10 protein-coding genes are annotated in these 10,213 nt (G+C 70.1%); 2 read left to right on the top strand and 8 right to left on the bottom strand.

Features of this window, described 5'->3' with window-relative positions; all coding sequences use genetic code 11:
• Positions 1-104 precede the first annotated feature (104 nt).
• Positions 105-956: a cytochrome c oxidase assembly protein gene (locus tag OO60_RS41095; protein ID WP_033263398.1), complete on the bottom strand. Its 852-nt coding sequence runs from the start codon at positions 954-956 to the stop codon at positions 105-107.
• 1 nt (position 957) lies between these two features.
• Positions 958-1,887: an undecaprenyl-diphosphate phosphatase gene (locus OO60_RS41090; protein WP_033263397.1), complete on the bottom strand. Its 930-nt coding sequence runs from the start codon at positions 1,885-1,887 to the stop codon at positions 958-960.
• 434 nt (positions 1,888-2,321) lie between these two features.
• On the opposite strand from OO60_RS41090, the gene pip reads away from it, so the two are divergent.
• Positions 2,322-3,266 (top strand): prolyl aminopeptidase, encoded by a 945-nt coding sequence (gene pip, locus OO60_RS41085; protein WP_004559636.1) that lies wholly within the window; start codon positions 2,322-2,324, stop codon positions 3,264-3,266.
• On the opposite strand, the gene OO60_RS41080 is transcribed toward pip, so the two are convergent.
• Positions 3,252-3,803 carry a TetR/AcrR family transcriptional regulator gene (locus tag OO60_RS41080; protein WP_004559637.1) on the bottom strand — a complete coding sequence of 184 codons (552 nt, stop codon included), beginning with the start codon at positions 3,801-3,803 and terminating at the stop codon, positions 3,252-3,254. The genes pip and OO60_RS41080 overlap by 15 nt on opposite strands.
• A gap of 59 nt (positions 3,804-3,862) precedes the next feature.
• Here OO60_RS41080 and OO60_RS41075 point away from each other — a divergent pair, with 59 nt between their 5' ends.
• Positions 3,863-4,642, top strand: a complete 780-nt coding sequence (locus OO60_RS41075; RefSeq protein WP_004559638.1) for an SDR family NAD(P)-dependent oxidoreductase — start codon at positions 3,863-3,865, stop codon at positions 4,640-4,642.
• Here the strand turns inward: OO60_RS41075 and OO60_RS41070 are convergent.
• The 5 genes from OO60_RS41070 to OO60_RS41050 form a co-directional block, all read right to left on the bottom strand.
• The gene (locus OO60_RS41070; protein WP_004559639.1) at positions 4,639-5,427 is read right to left on the bottom strand and encodes an ABC transporter permease; all 789 of its coding nucleotides are present in this window, start codon (positions 5,425-5,427) and stop codon (positions 4,639-4,641) included. The genes OO60_RS41075 and OO60_RS41070 overlap by 4 nt on opposite strands.
• Positions 5,428-5,435: 8 nt before the next feature.
• Positions 5,436-6,275: an ABC transporter permease gene (locus tag OO60_RS41065; protein WP_004559640.1), complete on the bottom strand. Its 840-nt coding sequence runs from the start codon at positions 6,273-6,275 to the stop codon at positions 5,436-5,438.
• A 131-nt stretch (positions 6,276-6,406) separates the two neighbouring features.
• Entirely contained in the window at positions 6,407-7,609 is a 1,203-nt protein-coding gene (locus OO60_RS41060) for an ABC transporter substrate-binding protein (RefSeq protein ID WP_004559641.1), read from the bottom strand.
• A gap of 17 nt (positions 7,610-7,626) precedes the next feature.
• Positions 7,627-8,703 carry an ABC transporter ATP-binding protein gene (locus OO60_RS41055; protein WP_420835586.1) on the bottom strand — a complete coding sequence of 359 codons (1,077 nt, stop codon included), beginning with the start codon at positions 8,701-8,703 and terminating at the stop codon, positions 7,627-7,629.
• Positions 8,704-8,711: 8 nt separating this feature from the next.
• Entirely contained in the window at positions 8,712-10,133 is a 1,422-nt protein-coding gene (locus OO60_RS41050; RefSeq protein WP_004559643.1) for a gamma-aminobutyraldehyde dehydrogenase, read from the bottom strand.
• Between the last annotated feature and the right edge of the window lie 80 nt (positions 10,134-10,213).

Genomic DNA, 10,213 nt, shown 5'->3' with positions numbered 1-10,213 from the left:
CTCGATCACCGCCCACGCCTTATCCGTCAACTCACCGCGACCAACCACCGCGCATAGCTACCAGAGACCCAGCTCAACCGCTTACAGGACACGCCCTAGGCCGGTCACCGGCGCTTGAACCGTTCCGCGAGCGCCGGGTCGTTCTCCCACCACAACCCGGTCGGCGGCGCCTCGTCCAGCTTGGCGTCGATCTGTTCCGCCCGCCGTTCGTCGTCGCGGGCCCACCGCACGAACAACGCGACGACGAACGGCAGGCCGGCGACGTCGCCGCCGATCCACAGCACGCCCGCGCCGATGATCTGGTCGGTGCGCGGGTCGGGGCCCCAGCCCGGGTGCGCGGCCGCGTAGTGCGCCGGCGCGAGCAGCGGGCCCAGCCACAGGACCAGGCCGAGCGCGCCGTCGAAGATCACCTCGGCGAACGCGATCCACACCGACACCAGGTGCGGGTCCTCCCGCGGCGTCGGATCGAGGCCCAGGCGCGTCCAGAAGTACGTGAACCCGGCCAGCACGAGGACGAGCCGCACGAGGCCGTCCACGAGCGGTGCGCGCAGCGTGAGGTCGTAGAGCGGAGTCAGGTACAGCACCAGCACCGGCGCGACCAGGACGACCGTGACGACCGGCGGGAACGTCAGCGCGCGGGCGAGCGGACCACGGCCGTGCCGCCGCAGCCACGCGGCGCGCGGGAGGCTGTCCAGGAGCAGCCGGACGGGCGCGCCCAGCGCCAGCAGCAGCGGCGTGACCATCAGCAGGGTGACCGTCTGGACCGCGCGGACCCAGAAGAAGGTCGTGTCGTAGGCGGCCAGCGGGGAGCAGGTGACGACGACGATCGTCGCGAGCCCGGCGAGGAACGCCGTCGTCCGGCCCGGCGGCCAGCCGCGGCCGCGGGCCGCGCGGACGTACAGCGTGCCCAGGACGAGCACGCAGCCGAGCGCCGGGGCGTCGAACGTCAGCGGCACGTCAGACCGCGAAGAAGATCAGGCTGCCGATTCCGGCGACCACGCAGTAAATGGCGAACGGGGTCAGCGTGCGCGTCTCGAAGTATCCGGTGAGGAACCGGACAGAAATGTACGAAGCGACCCCGGCGATGACGCTGCCGACGAGCGCCGGCCCGAGCGAAGCGTGGTTTTCCGGGGCGAACAGCGTCGGCATCTTGAGCACGCCCGCGGCGAGGATCACCGGCGTGGCGAGCAGGAACGCGAACCGCGCGGCGTCCTCGTGGCCGAGGCCGCGGCGCAGGCCGGCGACCATCGTGATGCCCGAGCGGCTGATGCCCGGCAGCAGGGCGAGGATCTGCGCGGCGCCGATCAGCACGGCCTCGCCGACCCGCAGCTTCGCCAGCCGGACGTCGGTCGCCTCCTCGACGGAGACCGCCCGCATCACCATCGTGTCCTCGGCCGAAAAGTCCACTGTGTCCTCTTCGGCGGCGGCCTTGCCCGGCCGGGAGAACTTCTCGGCGGCGTAGAGGACACCGCCGTTGAGCGCGAGGAAGATCGCCGCCGGGACCGGCTTGCCGAGGAAGTCGCGCAGCAGGCTCTCGAAGAGCAGGCCGGCCAGGCCGACCGGGATGGTGGCGAGCACCAGCAGCCAGGCGAGCCGCTGGTCCGGTGTGCGCACCTCGCGCCGGCGGATCGACGTCCACAGCCCGCCGATGATCCGCACCCAGTCCTTCCGGAAGAACAGCACCAGCGCGAGCGCGGTGGCGACGTGCATCGCCACCAGCACCGCCAGGTACGGCGAATCCTTGCCGATGCTCAGATCGCGCTGCCACGAGCCGCCGAGCCAGGCCGGCAGCAGGATGCTATGGCCGAGACTGGACACCGGAAACAATTCCGACACCCCTTGCAATGCCCCGACGACAATCGCCTCGACATAGGTCACCGCGGACATTCCGTACCCCTTTATCGACAATCCCGACACCGGAAAGTACCGGCCCTTTCGTAAGCACGGGGCAAGGGGGATGGCCCAGCTCAGCGTCCACACAGCTGGCGTTCACATGCATGAACATCAATCATGTTCTTGACTGGTGTTCGACTCGTGGCTTAGCGTTTAGCCCGTCGCCGCCACGACGAAGCATCGAACCTCGACGAGGAGGACGGGAAATGCGTGTGCGGATCGCCGGCCGTCGTGACCACTCCGACGGCTTCGGACTCGCCGGCCCCTCGAGATTCGCGGAAGCGGCTCCCCGCCGCTGACGCGTCACGGACCGGGGACCCGCTCAGCCCGGCGGCGGGGGCGGGTCCCCACCTTTCTTGGCCGCAGCTCCGGCTCTCGGCGGCGGGGTGTCGGAGCTGCGGCCGAGGCTCTGCGGCACAGTGACGGGCATGGAGGAGCTCTACCCGCCGATCGGGCCGCGCGCCGAAGGTTTCCTGGACATCGGCGACGGACACCGGATCCGGTGCCAGGAGGCGGGAAACCCGGCCGGGAAGCCGGTCGTGGTGCTGCACGGCGGCCCCGGCAGCGGGATCGCCCCGATGTCCCGGCGGCACTTCGACCCGGCCGCCTACCGGATCCTCCAGTTCGACCAGCGCGGGTCCGGCGCGTCGACGCCGGGCGCGCACGACCTCACGGCGAACACCCTGTGGCACCTGGTCGCCGACATGGAGATCCTGCGCGACCGGCTCGGCATCGAACGCTGGCAGGTGTTCGGCGGCTCGTGGGGCGCGACGCTGGCCCTCGCGTACGCCGAGACGCACCCTTCGCGGGTCAGCGAAATCGTCCTGCGGGGCGTGTTCACGGTCCGGCAGAGCGAACTGGACTGGATCTACCGCGGCGGCGCCGCCCACCTGTTCCCGCGCGAGTGGGAGGCGTTCCTGGCCCCGCTCCCCGTGTCTCGCCGCGACGACCCGCTGGCGGCGTACGCCGAACTGCTCGACGACCCGGCCGAGGAGGTCCGGCACCGCGCGGCGGTGGCGTGGAGCACGTGGGAGGGCGCGACGGTTTCGGTGGTGCCGCAGGAGTCGTTCGTCCGCCAGTACGCGGACCCGGCGTTCGCGCTGACGTTCGCGCGGCTCGCGGTCCACTACTTCCGCCACGGCGCCTGGCTCGGCGACGGGCAGCTGATCCGCGACGCGGGCAAGCTCGCGGGCATCCCCGGGGTGATCGTCCAGGGCCGCTACGACACGGTGTGCCCGCCGGTCACGGCGTACGAGCTGCACCGGGCGTGGCCGGGTTCGGAGCTGAAGCTGCTCGAAGGCGCCGGGCACGCGGCGACGGACCCGGGCGTGCTGGCCGCGTTGCGGGCCGCGACGGATTCATTCCGCGAGTAGCACCGCGAACACCTGCTCGAGCTTGCGCCGCAGCACGGCTTCGCCCGCTTCCGCGAGCGCGGTGCTGCCGATGAGGGTGCGCATCAGCCAGAACCCGGCGATCACCGACAGGGCCAGCGCCGGACCGGCCGCCTCCTGCTCCGGAAGCAGTTCGGTCAGGTGCCGCTCGACGTGCCGTTCGATGCCCGCCCGCAGGATTTCGGCGGCACGTGGGTTGGCCGCCGAACGCAGGACCAGCAGGAACGGGTCGAGCCGCTCGGCTCCGGGGGCGGTCCGGCGCACGAGCGAGGCCGCGAGGTCGGCGGCGAGGGTCGCCGGGTCGCCGGTGAGCACGGTCCGCTCGGTCATCGCCGCGTCGACGACCTCGGCGAAGAGCCCTTCCTTCGACCCGAAGTAGCGGTTGACCAGCATCGCCGTGACGCCGGCGGATTCGGCGATCTCGCGCACGCCGACGCCGTCGTAGCCGGCCCGGGTGAACGCTTCGAGCGCGGACGCCAAGATCGCTTCCCGGGTCGCGGCGGCGTTGCGGGGTCTCATGTATACGAGTGTAGACTTGTCCTAAGTCTACAGGTGTATACCTCCACGGAAGGTGTTTCATGGATCTCGAAATCGCTGGTAAACGCGCTTTGGTCACCGGATCCAGCGCCGGGCTCGGCGAGGCGATCGCGCGGCTGCTGGCCGCGGAAGGCGCGGCTGTCGTCGTGCACGGCCGGAACGCGGCCCGCGCGGAGAAGGTGGCGGCGTCGATCGGCGCGGCCGGGGTCACCCTTGGCGATTTGTCGACCGACGCGGGCGCGGACGCGGTCGCGTCGGCCGCGGGTGACGTCGACATCCTGGTCAACAACGCCGGCGCGTACGACCACCTCGGGTGGGCCGACGCGACGCCGGCGGACTGGACCGCGATGTACGAGGCGAACGTCGTCTCGGCGGTCCGGCTGATCCACCGGTGCGTGCCGGGCATGCGCGAACGCGGCTGGGGCCGGGTGATCCAGATCGGCGGCGGCCTGGCGATCCAGCCACTGGCCATGCAGCCGCACTACACGGCGACGCTGGCCGCGCGGCACAACCTCGCGGTGTCACTGGCCCGGGACCTGGCGGGTACCGGCGTGACGTCGAACGTGGTCTCCCCCGGCGCGATCCTGGTCGACTCGGTGCGCGAACTGCTCACGGAAATCGCCCCGGCCCACGGCTGGGGCACGGAGTGGCAGGACATCGAGCGCGCGGCGGCCCGCAACCTGGTGCCCAACGACATCGGGCGCCTGGGCCGCCCCGAGGAGATCGCGGCGGCGGTCGGCTACCTGGTGAGCCCGGCAGCGGCGTACGTGAGCGGCGCGACGATCCGCGTCGACGGCGGCACGATCCGGTCGGTGCACTAGAGCCGGCCGCCCGAAGCCGTGTCGCCGGAAAGGCGTTGCGCCAGGTACACCGGGACCGTCGATGCCACGATCAGGACCGCCGCCACCACGTTCACGATCGGGGCCTGGTTCGGCCGGAACAGGTTGTCGTAGATCCAGATCGGCAGTGTCTCCATGCCCGTGCCCAGGGTGAACGTCGTCACGATGATCTCGTCGAACGACAGGGCGAACGCCAGCAGGCCGCCCGCCAGCAGGGCCGAGCGCAGCATCGGGAACGTCACCAGGCGGAACGTCGTGAAGCCCGTTGCGCCGAGGTCCATCGACGCCTCCTCGAGGTTGCCGCCCATCCGCCTCAGGCGTGCGACCACGTTGTTGAACACCACCACGATGCAGAAGGTCGCGTGCGCGATGATCGCCGTCAGCAGGCCGAGGTCGATGCCGAGGATCGTCCGGAACGCGTTGTTCAGCGCGATGCCCGTGACGATCCCCGGCAGCGCGATCGGCAGGATGATCAGCAGCGACACCGGGTTGCGGCCGAAGAACCGGTAGCGCTGCAACGCGAACGCCGCCATCGTGCCGAGGACCAGGGCGATCGCCGTCGCCGCCAGGCCCGCCTGCACGCTCGTCCACAGCGCGTGCAACGCCCCTTCGTTGGACGCCGCGCGGCTCCACCACTCCAGGGTGAACCGCGACGGCGGCCAGCCGAACGTCGTGTCCGCGTTGACCGAGTTGAGCAGCACCACCACCAGCGGGAAGTAGATCACCGCCAGGCCGAGCCCCAGCGCCGTCCACAACAGCTTGCGCATGCGCGCTCCTAGAGGTTGTCCAGCGCGCCGGTGCGGCGCACCGCGGCCAGGTACGCGAGCATGATCACGACCGGCACGGTCGCCACCGTCGCCGCGAACGGGAGGTTGTTGGCCGCGCCGATGTTGTCGTAGACGACGTTGCCGAGCATCTGGGACGTGCCGCCGACGATCTTCACCGCGATGTAGTCGCCCAGCGACAGCGAAAACGTGAAGATCGAGCCCGCCACGATCGCCGGGAACGTCAGCGGCAGGATCACCGAGCGGAACGTCCGGAACGAGCGGGCGCCGAGGTCGCCGGACGCGTCCACCAGGGAGTCCGGCAGCCGGTCGAGGCCCGCGTAGATCGGCAGGATCATGTACGGCAGCCAGAGGTACGACAGCGTCATGATCGTCGCCGTGACGCCGTAGCCGGGCGAAAGCCAGCTCAGGGCGCCGTTGCCGGACAGCATCGAGCGCCACGCGTACGCCTTCACCAGGTAGCTCGCCCACAGCGGGGTCATCACCGCGATCACGAGGATCCGCTGCGTGCGCGGCGAAGCCAGCTTGGCCATCGCGTAGGCCATCGGGAACGCGATGACCGCGTCGATCACCGTGACCAGCGCCGCGATCCCGACCGTGCGGAAGGTGATCGTGCGGTAGACGGCGTCGGTGAACAACGTCCTGAAGTTGTCCAGGGACCAGTCGATGACGACCTGGCCGGTGAAGGCGTCGGTGTGCCAGAACGCCGTGACGAACAGCGCGGCCAGCGCGCCCAGGTAGGCGAGGCCGAGCCAAAGCAGCGGCGCCGAGAGCAGGAAACCCAGGCGCAGCTTGGGTTTCCGGTAGAAGAAGGCCGAGAGCGCGGTCATGTCACCTTCCCGTCGGTGCAAGTTGTCGTGAGTGGTAAGGCGGGTTCTAACCCGCCTTACCACTCACGACGGGTCCGGACGCGGCGGGCGGAGTGGGGGGACACAGCCCGCCGCGTCCGGGGTCTGAGGGGTCAGCCCTTGATTTCGGTCCAGGCCTTCGTCCACTCGCCGTAGTCCTTGCACTTGACGTCCGTGCGGCCGTCGAGGCACTGCGGGATCGGCGTGGTCCAGTAGGCGATCTTCGCCGCGTACCCGGCGTCGCTGGCGTGGTAGGTGTCGCACAGCGTCTTGTCCGTCATCTCCGCGCACGCCTTGGTGTTCGCCGGCGCCTCGCCGAAGTACTCGGCGACCTGGGCGTTGACCTTCGGGCTGATGATGTAGTCGAGCCACCTGTACGCGCACGTCTTGTGCGCCGACTTCGCCGCGACCATCCAGGTGTCCGACCACCCGGTGGCACCTTCGCTCGGCACGGCGGCCTCGAGCGCCGCGCCTTCGCCCTTGGTCAGGTTGACCGTGACCTGCCAGGCGGTGCCGACGACGGCGTCGCCGTTCTTCAGCGCCTGCGACTCCTTGAGGTAGTCCGACCAGTACTCGGACACCAGCGGCCGCTGCTGCTTGAGCAGGTTCACCGCGGCGGTGAACTGCTTGTCGTCGAGGGCGTACGGGTTCTTGATGCCGAGGTCCGGCTGGTGCGCCATCAGGTACAGGGCGGCGTCGGCGAGGTAGATCGGCGAGTCGTAGGCGATCACCTTGCCCTTGTAGGGCGAGTTCGCGTCGAACATCACCGACCACGACGTCGGCGCCGGGGTCACCTTGTCGGTGCGCCAGGTCAGCAGGTTCGCGCCCCAGCCGTGCGGGATGCCGTACGCCGTCCCGTTCACGCTGTTCCACGACTTGCCCTTGAGGAACGGCTGGACGTCGTTGTAGTTCGGCACGAGGTCGGTGTTCACCGGCTCGGCGTCCCCGGAGGCGACGAGCCGCAGCGACGCGTCACCCGAGGCCGACACGACGTCGTACTGGCCGGTCTTCATCAGCGTCACGGCCTCGTCGGACGTGCCGAACGGCTTGACGTTCACCTTGCAGCCGGTCTGCTGCTCGAACGGCGTCACCCAGTTGACCTTCGGGTCGTTCGAGCCGTTCTCCGCGTACCCCGGCCAGGCCAGGACGTTCAGCTGCCCTTCCGGCTGCCCGAGCGCCTTCAGCGCTTCGAGCTTCGGCGGCGTGAAGCCCTGCGCGCCCGGCGGCGCGGCGGAGTTCGAGCCGGACGTGCCACATGCAGCCAACAGCAGGCTGGCGCCGAGGATCCCGGCGAGCCGCGTCTTCCTGTTCTTCATGGCAACCCTTCTGGGAACTACTGGACCTGGAAGCTGTGTTCGCCGCGCCAGCTCAAGCGGACGCGCCCGTCGGCGAAAACCGCGTCGCCGGTGTTCTGCCGGACGACCGAAAGCTGTCCCCCCGCGTCGAGCGCGACGGCGTACCGCACGGTGGCCCCGGCGTAGACGACGTCGGTGACCGTGCCGGTCGCGCTGGTGTCCCCGGCCGCGGCGGGTTCGGACAGCTCGCCGTCGATGCGGATCTTCTCCGGCCGGATGCTGAACAGCCCCGGCCGGCCGATGACGGTCTCCGCGCCGCGGCCGCCCAGCAGGTTCGATGTGCCGACGAACCCGGCGACGAACGCGCTCGCGGGCCGTTCGTAGACCTCCTCGGGCGGCCCGACCTGCTCGATCTTGCCGTCGTTGAACACCGCGATCCGGTCGCTCATGGTGAGCGCTTCGTCCTGGTCGTGGGTGACGAAGACGAACGTGATGCCGACGTCGCGCTGGATCTGCTTGAGCTCCAGCTGCATCGCCTGGCGCAGCTTGAGGTCGAGCGCGCCGAGCGGCTCGTCGAGCAGCAGCACCTGGGGCCGGTTGACCAGCGCGCGAGCGAGGGCGACGCGCTGGCGCTGGCCGCCGGACAGCTGCGTGGGCTTGCGCGAGCCGTAGTCCTCCAGCCGCACGGTCTTCAACGCCTCGAGCGCGCGCTCCCGGCGTTCGTGCTTCGGCACGCGCTTGACGCGCAGGCCGTACTCGACGTTCTGCTGCACCGACATGTGCGGGAACAGCGCGTAGTCCTGGAACACCGTGTTGACGTCCCGCTCGAACGGCGCGAGCCGGCTGACGTCGTGGCCGTCGAGCTCGATCGTGCCCTCGGTGGGCAGCTCGAACCCGGCGATCATCCGCAGCACTGTCGTCTTGCCGGAGCCGGACGGGCCGAGCATCGAGAAGAACTCGCCGCGCGGGATGTCGAGGTCGACGCCGTCGACCGCGTGGACGTCGCCGAAGTGCTTGCGCAGCCCGGAAAGCCGGATCGCCGGGCGCGTGCTTTCCGGCGCCGCGGGCTCTTCCCGGGTCCCGGACGGGGCTTGGTTCGGCGATTGGTTGGGCACGGCCAGCCTCACAGAGCGCTCATCACGTGCTTGACGCGCGTGTAGTCCTCGAGGCCGTAGAGGGAGAGGTCCTTGCCGTAGCCGGACTTCTTGAACCCGCCGTGCGGCATCTCGGCGACCAGGGGGATGTGCGTGTTGATCCAGACGCAGCCGAAGTCGAGCTTCGCGGCGGCGCGCATCGCGCGCTGGTGGTCGCGGGTCCAGACCGAGGACGCGAGGGCGTACTGGACGCCGTTCGCCAGCTTCAGGGCTTCGGCTTCGCCGGAGAACCGCTGGACGGTGATGACCGGGCCGAAGATCTCGTTCTGGATGGCTTCGTCGTCCTGCCGGAGCCCGGAGACGACGGTCGCCTCGTAGAAGTAGCCTTCGTCGCCGGCGCGGTGTCCTCCACAGTGGACGGTCGCGTGCGCGGGCAGCCGGTCGATGAAACCGGCCACCTTTTCGAGCTGGGCGGCGTTGTTCAGCGGGCCGTAGGCGACGTCTTCGTCGTCCGGCTTGCCGGTCCTGGTGTGCTGGGCCTGCCGGGTGAGCGCGGCGACGAAGGTGTCGTGCACGTCGTCGGCGACCAGCACGCGCGTGGCGGCCGTGCAGTCCTGGCCCGCGTTGAAGTACCCCGCGACGGCGATGGCCTCGGCGGCGGCTTCGAGGTCGGCGTCGGCGAAGACGATGACCGGCGCCTTGCCGCCGAGCTCGAGGTGCACGCGCTTGACGTCGTTGGCAGCGGACTTCGCGACCTCGATGCCGGCCCGGACCGAGCCGGTGATCGACACCATGGCCGGGATGTCGTGCTCGACCAGCGCGCGGCCGGTGTCGCGGTCGCCGCAGACCACGTTGAACACGCCGGGCGGGAAGAACTCGCCGGCGATCTCGGCCAGCAGCAGCGTGGACGCCGGGGTGGTGTCGGACGGCTTGAGCACGACCGTGTTGCCGGCCGCGAGCGCGGGCGCGATCTTCCAGATGGCCATCAGCAGCGGGTAGTTCCACGGCGTGACCTGCGCGCAGACGCCGACGGGTTCGCGGCGCACGAAGGACGTGTGGCCTTCCAGGTACTCGCCCGCGGCCCGGCCTTCGAGCACGCGCGCGGCCCCGGCGAAGAAGCGGACCTGATCGAGGACCATCGGGATTTCTTCGGCCATGGTGAGCGCGATCGGCTTGCCGGTGTTGGCGGACTCGGCCCGGACCAGCTCCTCCGCGCGGGCTTCGAGGGCGTCGGCGAGCTTGAGCAGCGCGAGCTGGCGCTGGGCGGGGGTCGTCTCCCGCCAGGTCTCGAACGCGGTCGCGGCGACCTGCAGCGCGTTGTCGACGTCTTCGGGCCCGGCGATCGGGGCGGTGCAGTAGGGGCGCCCGGTGACCGGGTCGATGATCTCCGCGGTCCGGCCCGACTTGGACTCGACGTACGCGCCGCCGACGTAGTGCTTCAGCTCCTGCACGGTGACTCCTCGGTGCTGGCGGGAGCTAAAACATATAAGTCCATATGTAATAGGACAAGAGGATCAGGCAAGATTGGTGC

Origin of the sequence: Amycolatopsis vancoresmycina (assembly GCF_000716785.1) — a bacterium.
GTDB lineage: Bacteria > Actinomycetota > Actinomycetes > Mycobacteriales > Pseudonocardiaceae > Amycolatopsis > Amycolatopsis vancoresmycina.
Note: the sequence above shows the minus strand (reverse complement) of the source record. Positions and strands in the feature narration are given on the sequence as shown.

Excerpts from the sequence above, each read along its gene's own strand:
- OO60_RS41065 (WP_004559640.1), bottom strand. The coding sequence starts at position 6,275 with ATGACCGCGCTCTCGGCCTTCTTCTACCGGAAACCCAAGCTGCGCCTG.
- OO60_RS41070 (WP_004559639.1), bottom strand. The coding sequence starts at position 5,427 with ATGCGCAAGCTGTTGTGGACGGCGCTGGGGCTCGGCCTGGCGGTGATC.
- OO60_RS41060 (WP_004559641.1), bottom strand. The coding sequence starts at position 7,609 with ATGAAGAACAGGAAGACGCGGCTCGCCGGGATCCTCGGCGCCAGCCTG.
- OO60_RS41075 (WP_004559638.1), top strand. The coding sequence starts at position 3,863 with ATGGATCTCGAAATCGCTGGTAAACGCGCTTTGGTCACCGGATCCAGC.
- OO60_RS41080 (WP_004559637.1), bottom strand. The coding sequence starts at position 3,803 with ATGAGACCCCGCAACGCCGCCGCGACCCGGGAAGCGATCTTGGCGTCC.
- pip (WP_004559636.1), top strand. The coding sequence starts at position 2,322 with ATGGAGGAGCTCTACCCGCCGATCGGGCCGCGCGCCGAAGGTTTCCTG.
- OO60_RS41090 (WP_033263397.1), bottom strand. The coding sequence starts at position 1,887 with ATGTCCGCGGTGACCTATGTCGAGGCGATTGTCGTCGGGGCATTGCAA.